The sequence below is a fragment of the Sporosarcina psychrophila genome (assembly GCF_001590685.1).
GTDB lineage: Bacteria > Bacillota > Bacilli > Bacillales_A > Planococcaceae > Sporosarcina > Sporosarcina psychrophila.
This window is the reverse complement of the sequence record NZ_CP014616.1, coordinates 154,385-169,867: the sequence shown is the minus strand read 5'-3', so window position 1 is coordinate 169,867 and position 15,483 is coordinate 154,385. Positions and strand designations below refer to the sequence as shown.

The following is a 15,483-nucleotide window of genomic DNA, read 5'->3' as shown; positions in this document are numbered from 1 at the left end:
AGACAAGGAGGGTGAACAATGAAGAAATTTGATGCAATTATTATTGGATTTGGTAAAGGTGGAAAGACATTGGCGGCAATGCTGGCGAAAGAAGGTCAGCGCGTTGCAATGATTGAAAAGTCGGCAGAAATGTATGGTGGAACGTGCATCAACATTGCTTGTATTCCAACGAAATCACTCGTTTTTCAATCTAATAATCGTAAATACTCAGAAGTACCTAAAATGAAATTTTATAAAGAAGCGATTGAAGAAAAAGATTATTTAACCTCATTTTTGCGCGATAAGAATTTTCATATGCTAGATGACCTTGAAAAGGTTACGGTCTTTACAGGAGTCGCTTCCTTTTTAGACGATGATAAGATCCAAGTGAAAACTGCCAATGAACAATTCGAGTTAACAGCGGATAAATTCTTTATTAACACAGGTTCTTCCCCTATCACTCCGCCAATTGAGGGATTAGAGGGGGCTGATTTCGTTTATAACTCGACTACTTTACAACAATTAGATACACTTCCTGAAAAGTTGGTCATCATTGGTGGAGGTTATATTGGTCTGGAGTTTGCTTCGATTTATGCGAGCTTTGGTTCAGAGGTGACGGTTATTGACCATTCACCTGAGTTTTTACGGAATGATGATCGTGATATTGCAGAAGAAGTGAAAAAAGTGCTTGAGGCAAAAAATATTACGTTTGTAGTAGACAGCAGCGTTGAGTCAATTGAAAATCTTGATGGTGGTGTGGTTGTTTCTTATAAGACGGGTGACGCTGATCATGCGGAAGCTTACGGAAATGCAGTTTTACTGGCTACAGGCAGAAAGCCAAACATTGCAGGATTAGGTCTCGAAAACACTTCTGTAGAAGTAAATGATAGAGGCGCAATTGTGGTTGACGATTCATTAAAAACAAACGCTAAAAACATTTGGGCATTGGGTGATGTGAATGGTGGACCACAGTTTACTTATATTTCACTAGATGATTTCCGTATTATCAAAGACCAATTAGTTGGCGATGGTACCTACACGAGGAAAGCCCGAAGCAACGTACCCTACTCTGTTTTCATCGATCCGGTTTTATCGCAGGTAGGGTTGAATGAAAAAACGGCTAAAGAAAAAGGGATTGCCTACAAAGTGGTCACACTTCCAGCAGCCGCGATTCCTCGTGCCCGTATCGTGAAACAAACGGACGGATTATTGAAAGCCCTTGTAGATCCAGACACCAAAGAGATTTTAGGTTGCACGCTATTTTGTGCTGAATCCAGTGAGATGATCAATACAGTACGGATTGCGATGGAAGCAAAATTGCCGTATACATTTTTGCGGGATGCCATTTTCACACATCCGTCGATGAGTGAGGCGCTGAATGATTTGTTTTCTAAAGTGGAATAGCATGAGAAAAAGAGAAGATACCCATCACGGATATCTTCTCTTTTTGATAGCTGAAATTGAGCATTTGTACGGGGAAAAATACTTTTTGAGGATTGGAATTTCTTCCTGTGAGGAATTTAATTCGGGCATAGGTTGGTACCCATAACCATCAATAAACTTGTCCCACATAGCCAAAAGTTCCAGTTAAGTTACTGTTACTAACTCTACTGCTTCTATAACCAATGGAGTTCCAGCAGATATACTGCCGGTGACAGTATTAAAGGTCAATTCTGTTGCAGAAATTGTATACGAATCGCCCTCTTGTAACACACCATTTAAATAAAAATTATAGTAGCCATTTGTTACTACAGGAAAAGCCGTTGCAGCCGTTCCACTGTCATCCAAAAAAGTAGTTGCTGCGACAGTAGTACCATCTTCGACAACTAAAGGTGCTGCCAATACATTAAAAAACCTCGTCGAAGTACCTGAAACGTTCACGTTAATATTAATAAGGGTAAGCGCCATTTGATTCACCTCCTTTCGTCTTTAGTATAGTAAATGCGAAATTCGATAAGATGTCAGGGCTGTCCATCTAAAAAGCTAAACTAATTTCACTAAATTAGTTTAGTCGAAAATGAAAGCAATTCAACAATAATGGGCGTACGCGCATAAATTATGGCATTAGCCGGGCTAATCGTTAGGCTATTCGTACTCACTTCATACATTCCACCTTCTTGCATTAATGCATTAATGTATAAATTAGCATAGCCATTTGGGATGAAATTCATAAATTCAATCGTTGAACTCCCATCATCGTTATAAAATAGATTTGCTGGAATAGTTACCCCGTTAGTCACATTAATATTAGCTACTGGGATATAAAAATATCTTTTCACATTCGGTATGATACTAAATTCAGAGTTATTTGTTGGGATAACTTCTATAGGTGTCTGGCATACAATCTTTTTGCTATAGTTTTTGTAATCAATCATTCTTACTACTTTTTTACACTTTTTATGTCTCTCCATGATCTTATTGCCCCCCTACCATACTATATGATGATAGGTAGTTAGCCGACTGACCGTTTCGCCCTGTACGGCAGACAATTATTATTGGCTACTTTGACGTACTATTTTTATCGTCACTCCATAATAAAAATCCCCCTTAGCTGTGGGTTTATGATTCTTTTTGTTCCCAATCGGTAGGACGTTCATGTCCATTCTGAATTGTTCTTCAAGACGTTTTTGATTGGCCCTACAGGGTACTCATAGAGTAGAAGACAAAATTACAGAGGAGGATTTTGATGCGCCCGTTGAAAGCACTAATTTTGAATGCGTCGTTGAAAAGTTCGGAGGAGGAATCGAATACGGAGGCACTTGCGAAGAAGGTCTGCCAAATTTATGACAATGAAAATATTGTGGCAGAGGTCGTTAGACTGGCAGATTACGCGATCTCCTATGGAATGAGTCCTGATATGGGAGATGGCGATGAGTGGCCACAAGTATTTGAAAAGGTCAAAGAAGCGGATATTCTTATTATTGGGACTCCGCTTTGGCTTGGGGAAAAAAGTAGTATTGCAACGCTTGCCATTGAAAGATTGTATGGAAGCAGCGGGGAGACAAATGATAAAGGACAAGCCATTTATTATAATAAAGTAGGCGGTGTTGTTGTAACAGGTAACGAAGACGGAGCAAAGCATGCCGCCGCTTCCATTCTTTATGGGTTATCGCATATTGGGTTTGTCATTCCTCCGAATGTCGATACATATTGGGTTGGAGAAGCAGGACCAGGACCATCTTATATCGCCGCAGGGCAAACAAATGATTTCACAAAAAAGCATGTTGAATTGCTTGCTTATAATACGATCCATCTAGCTAGAATGCTGAAAGAACATCCAATTCCGGCACAAGGGAATTTGCTTGATAGCTGATGCACAAAAAAGCACCCTCGATGGGTGCTTTCTTTTTGATATTAAGACAATGGCTAAGTAAGAATACCTTTATATTCCCTAACAATCAAAAAACCCCACTTCACAGCGAGGTTCACAATCGTTCTATTCCCTATTGACTGGCATCGAGCAACACCTAAAAGAGCCACCGGATTTAATGATTTCATCGAATTCGACTTCAATAACTTCGAATCCGTGCGCACGTATTTGTGCATTGACTTGTTTGTTTTGAGGCAGACTGAATACTTTTTTATCGCCGATTGACAAGACATTGGTACCCATTGTGAATTGTTCTTCTTCGGAAACCTCAATGAGCTTGTATGTTGCTGTCAGCATATCGACAATGCTTGGATCAAATGCTTTCGAGAAAATCAGTCCTACTTCAGGTGATAGGATGTTAAATACGCAGTCTAGATGCAGGTATTTTTCATCGAAAGGAACAGGAATAATCGTGTAATCTGGAAGATCATCTTTTAACTTTTCAGCTGCTTCTATGGATGTCCGGCTACTAATGCCAACAAACAATGTGCCGCGATCGACGATGACGTCTCCACCCTCTACATGATCAGTTGTGGTTTGGAATGAAATATCCTCGTCTTCAAGCCATTCCTCGAGTGCTTCTTCTTCCCCTTTACGAATATCGCTTGCCATTTCGGAGACAAAAATGTCATCTCCTACAGTAAATCCGATATCCCTTGTGAAGACTTGTTCCGGAAATTTTTTGGATGATGGCAGTTTGATGACTTCAACTCCGTGTTCTTTGAGGAGTTCTTCAAATTGCTTATGTTGTTTCATTGCCAATTCAACATTTATATTTTCATCTTCGTATTCTTTCTGTACGTCGTTAATCACTTCTTCAATAGCCATAAACTTAGGCTGGCATAGGATTACACGGCGTAGCGTATCATACTCTGTATTGCATTTTGTAGTGTCTGAATTTTCTATAGGGGAATTCATGCTGGATCCTCCAATTATTTTTTGTCTTCTTTACACTTCCCCATCAAATTCTATTTAAACATTTAAATGGTTTTGTCCCCCGCCTAAGGGGAATGGGTATATATAGAGATTGAGATAAATGGAGGGGAAACAATGATTCTGAAGGATAAATTTTTATTGACAAAAGAGGATTTTACGGAGCGTACCGATCTGCCTAATTGGCTGTTGAAGGAATACCAAACGTTCCATGAGACGGTGACGGATAAGACGTTTCCTTGCTATTTCGGTATGGGAGGAGAGCTCAAGGGCGAATTGCGCTATGGATATGTGACACAGAATGACTGGTCCAATTTGCCCGAAACGTTGAAGTCGTTTTTGGCGCTTTTCGACAACCCCGCACATAAACGGCATGGATTATTCGTGTTTGTTGAGCCATTTGAAACAGAAGGTTCTTTGGATGAATATCGACAGCAGTTCTGGGAAATGTTGCAGTACTTGCACGGAGTAGATGAAATTGAATGGCCTGCCGATAGTCCCCGTGATCCTGCTCATCATCTATGGGATTTCCGTTTTCATGGCGAGCCGATTTTTGTGTTTGGCAATGCACCGGCCTACAAGCAACGGAAGACGCGGAATCTTGGCAATGCAATGGTACTCGGTTTTCAGCCTCGTCGCATATTCGAGGGATTGAAAGGGACGGAAAAAGGCGGGGTCATGTCGCGGGAAAAAGTTCGTGAACGCGTGGAAGTGTGGGATCAGTTACCAAAGCATCCGGATATTAGCCATTTCGGAGATCCAGAGCACAACGAATGGAAACAGTTTTTCATTGGGGATGATGTTGAACCGATTCAAGGACAATGTCCATTTTCACATAAAGAGAAGATGAGCTAGTTGGTACCCAATAAAGACAAAAAACCTCACACAAGTGTGAGGTTTTTTATTATTCGCAATTATTTCCCAACTTAATGTCGATTTCCCGGGAAATAACGGGATTATTTCCCGCCCATATCATAATACGAATTCATCTCTGCTTCAGGGACCATACTGCCACCTGTTGCCCAGACAAGATGGGTAGCATTTGCTGAATTAGCATCCCTCACATTTCCATGGATAGCTTGTACTGGACCAGTCATCCCCGCGAGTGCGGACGGCTCGAGTCGAATATTTTCTGTGTCTGCGATCAGTTTCAATAACTTGAACATCGTTTCGTCCGCAATCGTATAACAGCCAGATAATAACGGTTCCATTGTCTTGCCAACGAAACCAGATGCTGTACCAACTGCGAGTCCGTCTGCAACGGTTTTATTGTCTAGACCGAAGTCTTGAACTGAAATCTTGTCGTGAAGACCAGTCATCATACCAAGCATCATGCACGGGGAATGCGTCGGCTCTGCGAAGAAACAGCTGACTGCATCGCCGAACACGAGCTTCATTCCAAATGCTACACCTCCAGGGCCGCCACCGACACCGCAAGGCAGATAAACGAACAGCGGGTTGTCTTTGTTAACGATTGTGCCACGCGCTTTCAACTGCGCCGCAACACGTTCCCCCGCCACTGCATAGCCTAAAAATAAGTCGAGTGAGTTTTCATCATCAACAAAATGACAAGAAGAATCTGCATCCGCTTGGCGACGCCCTTCTTCAACAGCTTTACTGTAGTCATCGGCGTATTCAACAACTGTGACGCCTTTTTCGCGCAGCATATCCTTTTTCCATTGTTTCGCATCTGCTGACATATGGACAGTAACATCGAAACCGAGCTTGGCGCTCATGATGCCGATGCTTAGGCCCAGGTTTCCTGTCGATCCGACAGCGATTTTATGTTTTGAGAACAGGTTGTGGAATTCCGGCTCTGCAAATTTAGTATAGTTGTCAGCAGTTGTGATCAATCCGTGCTCAATCGCAAGTGTTTCGGCATGTTTTAGGATTTCGTAAATGCCACCGCGCGCTTTGATTGAACCTGAAATCGGCAGTGCGTTGTCTTCTTTCAGGAGAAGTTCACCTGAAATAGCTGCTTTGTATTGATTGGAAAGCGCTTCTTTCATGTTTGGAATAGCGGTAATCGGTGATTCGATAATACCGTTCGACACTTTTGTTTCCGGGAAGACACGCTCGATATATGGCGCGAAACGTTTCAGACGGTCTGATGCGTCTTTGACATTTTCTGCAGTCACGCCTGTTTTTTGAAGACCAGTTGATGTCGACTCTACTAAGGGATTGAGCCAGAGCACTTCTTCACGTGCTGTCATCTGTCCGATGAGCGGAAGCTTCTCTTTCCATTCATTTACTTGTGCTTTTTCCATCATTTTATCGCCTCATTTTTTTGAATGTTGTATGAATAGTATAACATGTGAGGTGATTTAGAATCATATTCCTCGTCGTATCCCTTCATGAATACCTCTAATAATTAAATACAGCCCTACCAAGAGTATCGGTAAGGCTACACTTTTTTCATTGTATTTGGTTGATGATAGCATGTACTTTTTCTTCGGGCATTTTCATAACCCTCGTAATCATTTCAACTGAAAACCCTTCTGCGTGCATGCTGAGAACAGTTTCTTTTTCACCTTCCTCTTTACCTTCCTTTTTACCTTCCCTCCTAGCTTGCTCCCTTCTCGTCGCTTGGTCCGATAGCCATTTATCACGTGCTATTGCACGTTCACGCATTACTTCATCTTCACTAATCCGATGCAATTCATCATAGGCCTTTTCGATTCCCATGTCAGTCATCGCAACCTCCCCCTTTGTTTTATCATCTCCAGACAGAAATAACATCCACTTGGTTAATAGATCTTCATCAGTCAATTCTTCAGTCATCTGTACTTTGGGCAGCTCCAAAACGTGAATTTCTAAGTGGTCTGTAAATTTGATAAGCTTTTCTTTTTCCATTAAATGAAACGTACTATGAAAATGGTCATTTTGCAAGAACTTGAAATTTGTAATAGATATTTGAATTGTTTTGTTAAGTTTTTCATAAGCCTCACCAGACTTTAATTGTCCAAGATACATTCTTGCCCAATACAACAGCATACGATTTTCAAAACCGCTATGATACTCCAATTGCATCTCGATATCAATTTCTACATTTTCAGTTGTTCGAACCCGAATATCCAAAATCGAATATTTCTCGTCCACATATTCTGCCCCGAGGTATGAATTTAGGAATATAATCTCTTCTACTTCTTCAGTCAATATTGCATTCAGCAAAAGAATAAGAAGACTCTTATTTTTTTCCTTCCCAAAAATTGCTTTAAACACAAGATCATTCCTTACGTCTAATAACCTACCTGAATACTTCTCCGGCTCTTCCCTTACAAGTGCGACCATTTGAGCGCCTCCTGTTTTAGTATTCACTTCATTATAGAACGCAAGTTATATATGTTCAAATATTTAGTTAATTTACATTTCACTTTAAGCACATATCTATAAAAACATGTGCTTAAAATACTAACACCCTATAGCGCCTTACCTATTAATTCAGCACAAATCGTTCAATCAGCTCTCTCGTCAAATCAAATCGAGGAGTTGCGGTATCTCCGCCCTCTGCTGCAACATCTATGACAACTGAAATAATGCGTCGTCCATCAAAGACTCCAGTACTAGCAAAGCAGGAACCCGCCTGATCTGTGAAGCCGGTTTTCAATCCGTCGATTCCCGCCAATGCTTGAGGCATACCCGCCAACATCAAGTTGGTGCTCCACAACGTAGTGCCATTACCCGTTTTGAAACTCGGCAACTTTGTATAGTCGAGCACTTCGGGATGCTTGGCAATTAGCTTTTGTGCAATTACTGACACATCACTTGCAGAGGCATGATTCGTTTGCTCATACCCTTTGCCAATATAATCGCCGTCAAGTCCGCTGGCATTGAAGAAAGTCGTCTCTTTCAGACCGAAACTTTTCGCCTGTTTATTCATCAATTCCACAAACGCTTCTTCCGTTCCGCTAACCATTTCGGCAAGCGCCATCGCCGCGTCATTTGCAGAGTTGACCGTCATCGCAGTAAACAATTCTTTCAATGTATAAACGTTTCCCGCTGTCATTCCTAGTTTGACGGCAGCTGATTGTCCTGCAATTTGTTGTAGCGCCTCACTTGGCTTGTATGTGTTTTCCCATGCTAAATTACCGCTGTTGACGGCATTCAGCACGAGATACTGCGTCATTAATTTGGACATACTTGCGATTGGTAATGGTTCTGCACTATTTTCTTCGTAAATTACTTTACCCGTATCCGCATCGATAAGAATGATCGCTTTTGCAGCAGTTGCTAAATCTTCTGTCTCCAAGGTTTTTTCTTTGTTATTCATCACAACTGTAACGCTCAATATAATGATCACTAGTATAAAGATCAATTTCTTCATGTTTTCCACACCTTTGCAGTAATAAGAGTTCATTACCTTAATTATGAATGATAATAATGAAGAATCGCCTAGTATAAACATGAAGAATTTCTTAAGTTTTAGTACACGGGTTACTTATAAAAACGATTAATTAACCAAACTATTATTAAAATTGCACCGAACACAAACCAAATACGTGCAAGCAATTTTTCCCTCTTCTGCTTATCTTCCATATTTCTCGTCAGAAAACGTACAAATAATTCTACCGCAATTGCCAAGATAATAATTAGTATCCAACGCATGTTTATTCCCCCATTTCTACTGTAATCATTATCCCCGATTATTAAATCCAATGCGCTAATTCTATCATTGATTGCAGGCGTCTGACCATAATTTGGAACGCACACACAACCCCCGTCCTTCCGGAATATGCTACTATAACAACTCAGTAATGGTGGTGCTTATTAATGGAATTAACAATGAGTCCACCTATCGATGATTGGTAATTTCATGCGCAAACATCGATAGGAAAACATAAATTCAAGCACATAGTTCGCTTACTGGATATTTCAAGGTTGTAGCAATGAACCACAGCGGTTCGCGGAGGGGAACTACTGTCGACGGGCAATCAGTTCGACAGGTTTATTGCTGGCACACTTGCCTCCAATTAGTGAACAAGAAAATTAGATTTGAAGTTGTTATAAATACAATACTAAAACTCCGCCAACTATATTTGTTGGCGGAGTTTCTAGGGCTATTTTTTTGATCATCATTCTTTGCTCTGTTATAACTTCGTCCGAACATCCCATAACTCCGGAAAGAACTGATGATCAAGGACAGACTTCAAATAATTCACACCTGACGAACCGCCCGTCCCCATTTTAAAGCCGATAATCCGTTCAACAGTTTTCATATGACGGAAGCGCCACTGCTGATGACTGTCTTCGATATCGACAAGCTTCTCCGCCAGCTGATATAAATTCCAGTGATCATCGACGTTGCGGTATACTTCCAGCCACGCATCCGCCACTGTCGTATCCCCTTTGTATGTAACTGAGAAATCGCGTTCGAGTAGTTCTGGGTTTATCGCGAAGCCGGCACGTGACAGCGCACGTATTGCCACATCGTAAATCCCCGGTGAACGGAATGCGGCCTCTAAATCACTTGCGAGCTCGGGATCTTTCTCGTAAATCTTCAAAATATGCAGTTGCTTATAACCAAGCGCGAACTCAATAAGCCTGTTTTGGTAGGATTGAAAGCCAGATGCACGACCTAAACTGTCCCGGAACTCCATATATTCAGCAGGCGTCAATGTCGACAGCACATCCCACGCCTGGATAATTTGCGTCTGTGTTTTTGACACGCGTGCCAGCATTTTGAATGCTTCCGGCAATTCATCTTTTTCGATTAAGTCGATGGCTGTATTGAGCTCATGCAAAATGAGTTTCATCCATAACTCACTCACTTGATGGATGACGATGAACAGCATCTCATCATGATGGCCGGACAAGCGCTGCTGGCTCGACAGCAATTTGTCGAGATTCAAATACTCGCTGTATGTCATATTATCTTTAAAATCTGTGTGAATTCCTTTTTCAGTCATGATTGATAGGCCCCCCAGCCATTGATCGCAATACGGCACGAACTGGGCTACCGTCGCCGTCTTTTAGCGGAAGCGGTAATGCAATCAGTTCATAATCGCCTGGTTCCACTGCGCTGAGGACGATGTTTTCTAAAATCATCACGCCGTTTTCATTGAGGGAATGATGGGTACTGACTGTTTTGCTTGTTTCAGGGTCAACAGATGGCGCGTCAATACCGATGAGCCGAACCCCTCTCTCTTTCAATAAAGGACCGATATCCTCACGCAAATACGTAAAGTTTTCCGGAAATACATTCGGGTCAGGACGGCTGCCAGTTTTCAATAAAATCCGTTCTGCCCCACCGAAATCAAGGTCCTCTAGATCAGCCCTTCCAATACTCTCTTTTCCTGAAACATCGAGTACACGCGCCCGTCCGATGTATAAATCAATTGGTAAATCGAGTACTTTTAATCCATTATTATCGAAGTGAAACGGTGCGTCGATATGCGTCCCCATATGCGTACTTGTCGTTAACTTACCAATATTGACTGAACCTGTTTCTGCTTTAGAGTAGGCAATTTCATATGAAAATGGTGTGTCACCAGGCCATTCGGCAATATTATTTTGCAGCGGTTGTGAAATATCAATCCATTTCCCCGTCATGCGACGACACCTCTTTTATTCTCAAATTTTTCATAGCGTTTTTCATCCATAATCCGTTTTAGTTTCTGCACAGTATGCCAGACGTCTTCGAAGGAATTGTATAACGCAACCGGCGCAAGTCGAACACCGTTTGGCGCACGGAAGTCCGGGATGACACCATCTTCTTTCAACGCTTTACAAATACGTGCAGCCTCGACATGTTCAAGCAAGATATGGCCCCCACGTGATTCGTCTACTGGGTTGCCAATTGTGAAGTCGTGGTCAGACAGTTCCTGTTGAATTAACGCCAGCATATAGTCCGTCAGCTGAAGTGACTTTTCACGGACTTTTTTAATGCCTACTTCTTCAAACAATTCCAGCGCACCAATGACCGGCGCTAAACTGAGTACGTGAGGCGTCCCAATTTGATAGGCAGCGACGTCCATTGCCGGATCCATTGTATGATCCATATCGAATTGCGATTCCTTTTTCGAACCGAACCACCCTGCCAAACCTGGCGTTGTGCCGAAATGCTTGTCATGGACGAACAGCCCTGCGACGGACCCTGGCCCCCCGTTCAAATGCTTATATGTACACCAGAAAGCGAAATCCGCGCCCCAATCATGCAAGGCGTGTTCAACTGCACCGATCGAATGACATAAATCAAAGCCAATCGGGATGCTTTTTTCATTCGCAGCTTTCGTAAGTTTCTCCATATCGAGTATTTGCCCACTCCTGTATAAAACAGCTGGCAAAACGATGAGTACGATGTCTTCTGTCATTGCTTCGATGATATCGTCTTCATTTAAAAATCGACCATCCCTGCTTTTCACCTGGACAAGATGTTCATCTGGATTAAAACCTTTCAGTGCTAGCTGGCTTTTTAGTGCATAAATGTCTGAAGGGAAATTGAGTTCATCGGCGAGAATCTTTGTTTTAGTCCCTGATGGTTTGTAGAATGTCGCGGCAAGCTGATGCAGGTTCGTCGTTGTCGAGCCCGTTGCAATGACCTCACTTTTTGTTCCCCCAACAAGTGGCGCCATCTTTTCTCCGACCGACTCCGATAGGTAAAACCACGGATTATCACCTTCTGTCCAGCCGTCGATGCCCAGTGTTTTCCATGAATCGAGTAAATTATGCAGCGTTTGCTCCGCTCGCTTTGACAGTAATCCGAGTGAATTACCATCCATATAGATGATGTTTTCGAGTAGATAAAACTCGTCTTTATATTTTGCGAGACTGTCTTTCTCGTCGAGTTTTCTTGCGTAATCGATGCCAAACATGTTCGGTTCCCCCTTGTGTGAACTTTCCGTCTTTAGTAAAAGTGTAACATACTTGGGTTGTGCTCGTAACGAGGTTTATTGCCGGAATAAGGGTGGGGTTATGATTGGTTTGGGGTGGGATATGATCGGGTGCAGGCGAGATATGATCGGGACAGCGGTTTTATGCTCGATTGCAGGCGAGATATGATCGGGTCAACGGTTTTATGCTCGGTTGCCCGCGAGATATGATCGGGTCAACGGTTTTATGCTCGGTTGCCCGCGAGATATGATCGGGTCAACGGGTATATGCTCGATTGCCGGCGGGATATGATCGGGTCCCCGGCTTTATGCTCGGGTGCAGGCGAGATATGATCGGTTCGACGAATTTATGCTCGGTATACATACTTCACCCCCACCACGCCAACCCCAAACGACAAAAAACCGACATCACTGTCGGCTTACCGTCTTCTTATATACTCAATTCACTTAAACCAGCCCTTCTCCTTAAACCGGGATATCGCTTCAATCCGGTTTCCAACGCCAAGCTTATCTAAAATCGTGGAGATGTAATTTCGTACTGTACCAGGCGTCAAATACAACTCGCCAGCGATTTCTTTCGTGGTCTTCCCTTCAGCAATAAGCCCAAGCACTTGGCTTTCACGCTCCGTCAGCGGATTTACCGTCTCATCCCCGTCCCCGTAGGCAATGTCAACGAGTTCTGGTGCGTAAATCCGTCTGCCGTCCATTATCGTTCGGATTGAACTGACAAGCTCTTCAATCGGACTGTCTTTCAATAAATAACCGCGTACGCCTGCTTTCCTCGCGCGTTCGAAGTAACCTGTTCTGGCAAATGTCGTCAGGATAATGATCTTACAAGGTTCGTCATGCAGCGCTTCTGCTGCGTCAAGCCCCGTCATCACCGGCATTTCAATGTCCATGATGCAGACATCCGGCTGATGTTCTTTCACCAGCGCAACCGCTTCTTCCCCATTTTTTGCTTTTCCGACGACTTCCATATCATCTTCCATATTCAATAATGAGCCAAGTGCTCCAAGCATCATCCCTTGGTCTTCCGCTATGACAATACGTATCACATCAATCACTCTCCATAATATGTTGTATGACCGCAGGAACACGAATCGATAATTTCGTTCCTTCGCCACCCTCGACTCGAAGGCTTCCATTAACAAATTCAAGTCGCTCGCGCATGCCAGTCAAGCCATTGCCAGGTGACGTTTCTCCGCCCCTAGTAATACCGATTCCGTCGTCCACCACATTGATGACAAATTCATTCGGCAATTGTTCAAACGACACGCAGCAAGTTTTGCCAAAACTATGCTTCACAACGTTTGTCACGGCTTCTTTCAAACACATACTCAGCACGCTTTCCACGATGGCCGGGATGTTGGTGAACGATGGATTCCCCTTAATGGTGTACTCCATTTCAGCTGCCTTCAACATCTGCTTAATGCGAATCACTTCATCTTCCAATTTCGTTGCCCGCATGCCCGCCACTAACTCCCGAACTTCCTTCAGCGCTGTGCTGGCCGTCTGTCTTATATCCTGTAACTCTCTTTCGGCAGCTCTAGGATCACGAGACACTAGCTTGCCAGCTAAATCACTCTTTAAGCCAATCAATGATAGCTTTTGGCCAAGTGTATCATGTAAATCACGAGAAATCCGTTCCCGCTCCTCCACTATAATTAACTCCGAAATCCGTTCGTTGGCATGCTCCAATTGACCTACCAAGTTTTCACGCTTATTTCGGTTGTATAAATTGAATGGCAATAATACGATACCAATCACCGAGATGAGGATGAAATGAACTTGCGGAAGAAATAACTCGAGTTCGATGAAAAAACCTGCGACAATCGCAATGATTGTAATGGCAATATGTAGCCCGTATATTATGAAGAATCCAACTTGATTGCGAATATTACCTATGAAAAACGCAGTGAATATGGATAAATACACATAGCCGAATAACAGTGTCATAACGACGTTAATCACAATTTCAAAACTGATCCACATATAAACAAGTCCGCTTTTCGATTTGAATGAAAATCGATACGACAGGAAAAATAAGAATAACAATGAAATCCCAATGGAAATTTCAATGGGCGACGATGATCTGAATATGAAAAAGAATGGCAGAAAACAAAATACTGCCCACGCATAAATACTAAGCCAAGGGTTTTTCGGGAAAATACTATACCAACTTTGCATATCTTTGTTTCACCGTCCTGTCTATACTTTCCATTGTACCAAATAGTGAGACGAAAAAAACAGCCATCCTCTGAAGAGATGGCTGTTTTACGTATTATTCTGCGTCTAAACTTGTGCGTTTCGGTTTCAAATCGATTGAAGAACTTGCTGATTTCAGCATATGCTTCACGTCTTTAAACGCGATAAACCTTTTTTTCTCAGGATCATATAAACGGTAACGGATTGACGACAAACTTTCTTTAATCGTAATCGTTGTTGCTTGGTGAAGAGGTGGTGTCGATTCATGTGCTATTTCCAAGTTGTAATTCGGAACACGTGGTGACAAGTGATGGACATGATGGAAACCGATGTTTCCTGTCGCCCACTGCAACACACGCGGTAACTTGTAGTATGAACTGCCATCAATAGCAGCTTTCACATAATCCCACTCAGATTCCTCTTCAAAATACGAGTCTTCAAATGTATGTTGAATGTAGAATAACCAGATACCTAGTGCTCCTGCAACGAACATTGTTGTTCCTTGTATAAGAACGAATGCCTGCCAGCCGATAAGTAAGATCATACCTGTGTAAAGGGCAACAAGTATTGCGTTCGTCAAATACGTATTGTTACGCTCTTTCTTACGTGCATCTTTACGGTTGAAACGGCTTGAGATAAGTACAAGGAAAAGCGGTCCGAAACCAAACATAACGATTGGGTTACGGTATAAACGGTAAGCAAAACGCTGCCATTTTGATGCTTCAACGTACTCTTCAACCGTCATGACCCAAATGTCACCTGTACCACGCTTGTCGAGATTCGAGCTTGTTGCATGGTGAATCGAGTGTTCACGTTTCCATTTTTCATAAGCAAACAGTGTAAGAACACCAGTAATGGTGCCGACGATATCATTTGTTTTTTTGTTTTTAAAGAATGAACCGTGCGTGCAATCATGGAAGATGATGAATGTCCGAATGACAAATCCTGCTGCAATAACACAAAGTCCAAGCGTTAACCAAATTGACACCGACAAACTTTGGTACGCCAAGAACCATAGGACTATAAACGGTATAACAGTATTGATAAGCTGCATAATACTTTTCTTTTTATCTGACTTAGCAAAAGGGGCAACGTCTTTGTGTAGCTGTTTTGTTTTTTCTTTAGACATGTTGTATTATCCTCCTTCAATCTTATGTTCTTTTTCTG

Annotated in this window: 16 protein-coding genes; 3 read left to right on the top strand and 13 right to left on the bottom strand. The window is 42.4% G+C overall.

What is annotated here, in order from left to right:
* The first annotated feature begins 18 nt into the window (after nt 1-18).
* A complete protein-coding gene (locus AZE41_RS00755) occupies nt 19-1,383 on the top strand; it encodes an FAD-dependent oxidoreductase (RefSeq protein ID WP_067204416.1) in 1,365 nt (454 codons plus the stop codon).
* Nucleotides 1,384-1,566: 183 nt separating this feature from the next.
* On the opposite strand, the gene AZE41_RS00750 is transcribed toward AZE41_RS00755, so the two are convergent.
* Nucleotides 1,567-1,887 carry a DUF4183 domain-containing protein gene (locus AZE41_RS00750; protein WP_067204413.1) on the bottom strand — a complete coding sequence of 107 codons (321 nt, stop codon included), beginning with the start codon at nt 1,885-1,887 and terminating at the stop codon, nt 1,567-1,569.
* Between the two features lie 89 nt (nt 1,888-1,976).
* Nucleotides 1,977-2,390 carry a DUF4183 domain-containing protein gene (locus AZE41_RS00745; protein WP_067204411.1) on the bottom strand — a complete coding sequence of 138 codons (414 nt, stop codon included), beginning with the start codon at nt 2,388-2,390 and terminating at the stop codon, nt 1,977-1,979.
* Nucleotides 2,391-2,665: 275 nt separating this feature from the next.
* Between AZE41_RS00745 and AZE41_RS00740 the strand changes: the two genes are divergently transcribed.
* The gene (locus AZE41_RS00740) at nt 2,666-3,292 is read left to right on the top strand and encodes a flavodoxin family protein (protein WP_067204408.1); all 627 of its coding nucleotides are present in this window, start codon (nt 2,666-2,668) and stop codon (nt 3,290-3,292) included.
* A 123-nt stretch (nt 3,293-3,415) separates the two neighbouring features.
* On the opposite strand, the gene AZE41_RS00735 is transcribed toward AZE41_RS00740, so the two are convergent.
* Complete coding sequence (locus tag AZE41_RS00735; protein WP_067204407.1) at nt 3,416-4,267, bottom strand: dimethylarginine dimethylaminohydrolase family protein; 852 nt, start codon at nt 4,265-4,267, stop codon at nt 3,416-3,418.
* 132 nt (nt 4,268-4,399) lie between these two features.
* On the opposite strand from AZE41_RS00735, the gene AZE41_RS00730 reads away from it, so the two are divergent.
* Nucleotides 4,400-5,137, top strand: a complete 738-nt coding sequence (locus AZE41_RS00730) for a YqcI/YcgG family protein (RefSeq protein WP_067204404.1) — start codon at nt 4,400-4,402, stop codon at nt 5,135-5,137.
* Nucleotides 5,138-5,238: 101 nt separating this feature from the next.
* Here the strand turns inward: AZE41_RS00730 and AZE41_RS00725 are convergent, their stop codons facing one another.
* The 10 genes from AZE41_RS00725 to desA form a co-directional block, all read right to left on the bottom strand.
* On the bottom strand, nt 5,239-6,549 hold the full coding sequence (locus AZE41_RS00725; RefSeq protein WP_067213791.1) for a D-serine ammonia-lyase: 1,311 nt from the start codon (nt 6,547-6,549) through the stop codon (nt 5,239-5,241).
* A 148-nt stretch (nt 6,550-6,697) separates the two neighbouring features.
* Nucleotides 6,698-7,573: an Rpn family recombination-promoting nuclease/putative transposase gene (locus AZE41_RS00720; RefSeq protein ID WP_067204401.1), complete on the bottom strand. Its 876-nt coding sequence runs from the start codon at nt 7,571-7,573 to the stop codon at nt 6,698-6,700.
* A 145-nt stretch (nt 7,574-7,718) separates the two neighbouring features.
* Nucleotides 7,719-8,606 (bottom strand): D-alanyl-D-alanine carboxypeptidase family protein, encoded by an 888-nt coding sequence (locus AZE41_RS00715; RefSeq protein WP_067204398.1) that lies wholly within the window; start codon nt 8,604-8,606, stop codon nt 7,719-7,721.
* A 110-nt stretch (nt 8,607-8,716) separates the two neighbouring features.
* Nucleotides 8,717-8,887, bottom strand: a complete 171-nt coding sequence (locus AZE41_RS22450; RefSeq protein ID WP_156475935.1) for a hypothetical protein — start codon at nt 8,885-8,887, stop codon at nt 8,717-8,719.
* Between the two features lie 482 nt (nt 8,888-9,369).
* Entirely contained in the window at nt 9,370-10,188 is an 819-nt protein-coding gene (gene kynA / locus AZE41_RS00710; RefSeq protein WP_067204396.1) for a tryptophan 2,3-dioxygenase, read from the bottom strand.
* On the bottom strand, nt 10,181-10,831 hold the full coding sequence (kynB, locus tag AZE41_RS00705) for an arylformamidase (RefSeq protein WP_067204393.1): 651 nt from the start codon (nt 10,829-10,831) through the stop codon (nt 10,181-10,183). Before kynB ends, kynA begins: the two co-directional genes overlap by 8 nt.
* Nucleotides 10,828-12,093, bottom strand: a complete 1,266-nt coding sequence (gene kynU, locus AZE41_RS00700) for a kynureninase (protein ID WP_067204390.1) — start codon at nt 12,091-12,093, stop codon at nt 10,828-10,830. The genes kynB and kynU overlap by 4 nt, the downstream gene beginning before the upstream one ends.
* Nucleotides 12,094-12,554: 461 nt before the next feature.
* Entirely contained in the window at nt 12,555-13,166 is a 612-nt protein-coding gene (locus tag AZE41_RS00695; protein WP_067204387.1) for a response regulator transcription factor, read from the bottom strand.
* A gap of 1 nt (nt 13,167) precedes the next feature.
* Nucleotides 13,168-14,298 carry a sensor histidine kinase gene (locus AZE41_RS00690; protein WP_067204384.1) on the bottom strand — a complete coding sequence of 377 codons (1,131 nt, stop codon included), beginning with the start codon at nt 14,296-14,298 and terminating at the stop codon, nt 13,168-13,170.
* Between the two features lie 94 nt (nt 14,299-14,392).
* Nucleotides 14,393-15,445 carry a Delta(5) desaturase DesA gene (gene desA / locus AZE41_RS00685; protein WP_067204381.1) on the bottom strand — a complete coding sequence of 351 codons (1,053 nt, stop codon included), beginning with the start codon at nt 15,443-15,445 and terminating at the stop codon, nt 14,393-14,395.
* Nucleotides 15,446-15,483 lie beyond the last annotated feature (38 nt).

Bases quoted from the DNA above. Each gene is read 5' to 3' on its own strand.
- AZE41_RS00725 (WP_067213791.1), bottom strand. From the start codon at position 6,549: ATGGAAAAAGCACAAGTAAATGAATGGAAAGAGAAGCTTCCGCTCATC.
- AZE41_RS00750 (WP_067204413.1), bottom strand. From the start codon at position 1,887: ATGGCGCTTACCCTTATTAATATTAACGTGAACGTTTCAGGTACTTCG.
- AZE41_RS00755 (WP_067204416.1), top strand. From the start codon at position 19: ATGAAGAAATTTGATGCAATTATTATTGGATTTGGTAAAGGTGGAAAG.
- AZE41_RS22450 (WP_156475935.1), bottom strand. From the start codon at position 8,887: ATGCGTTGGATACTAATTATTATCTTGGCAATTGCGGTAGAATTATTT.
- AZE41_RS00730 (WP_067204404.1), top strand. From the start codon at position 4,400: ATGATTCTGAAGGATAAATTTTTATTGACAAAAGAGGATTTTACGGAG.
- AZE41_RS00690 (WP_067204384.1), bottom strand. From the start codon at position 14,298: ATGCAAAGTTGGTATAGTATTTTCCCGAAAAACCCTTGGCTTAGTATT.
- desA (WP_067204381.1), bottom strand. From the start codon at position 15,445: ATGTCTAAAGAAAAAACAAAACAGCTACACAAAGACGTTGCCCCTTTT.
- AZE41_RS00745 (WP_067204411.1), bottom strand. From the start codon at position 2,390: ATGGAGAGACATAAAAAGTGTAAAAAAGTAGTAAGAATGATTGATTAC.
- AZE41_RS00715 (WP_067204398.1), bottom strand. From the start codon at position 8,606: ATGAAGAAATTGATCTTTATACTAGTGATCATTATATTGAGCGTTACA.
- kynA (WP_067204396.1), bottom strand. From the start codon at position 10,188: ATGACTGAAAAAGGAATTCACACAGATTTTAAAGATAATATGACATAC.
- kynB (WP_067204393.1), bottom strand. From the start codon at position 10,831: ATGACGGGGAAATGGATTGATATTTCACAACCGCTGCAAAATAATATT.
- AZE41_RS00735 (WP_067204407.1), bottom strand. From the start codon at position 4,267: ATGAATTCCCCTATAGAAAATTCAGACACTACAAAATGCAATACAGAG.
- kynU (WP_067204390.1), bottom strand. From the start codon at position 12,093: ATGTTTGGCATCGATTACGCAAGAAAACTCGACGAGAAAGACAGTCTC.
- AZE41_RS00720 (WP_067204401.1), bottom strand. From the start codon at position 7,573: ATGGTCGCACTTGTAAGGGAAGAGCCGGAGAAGTATTCAGGTAGGTTA.
- AZE41_RS00740 (WP_067204408.1), top strand. From the start codon at position 2,666: ATGCGCCCGTTGAAAGCACTAATTTTGAATGCGTCGTTGAAAAGTTCG.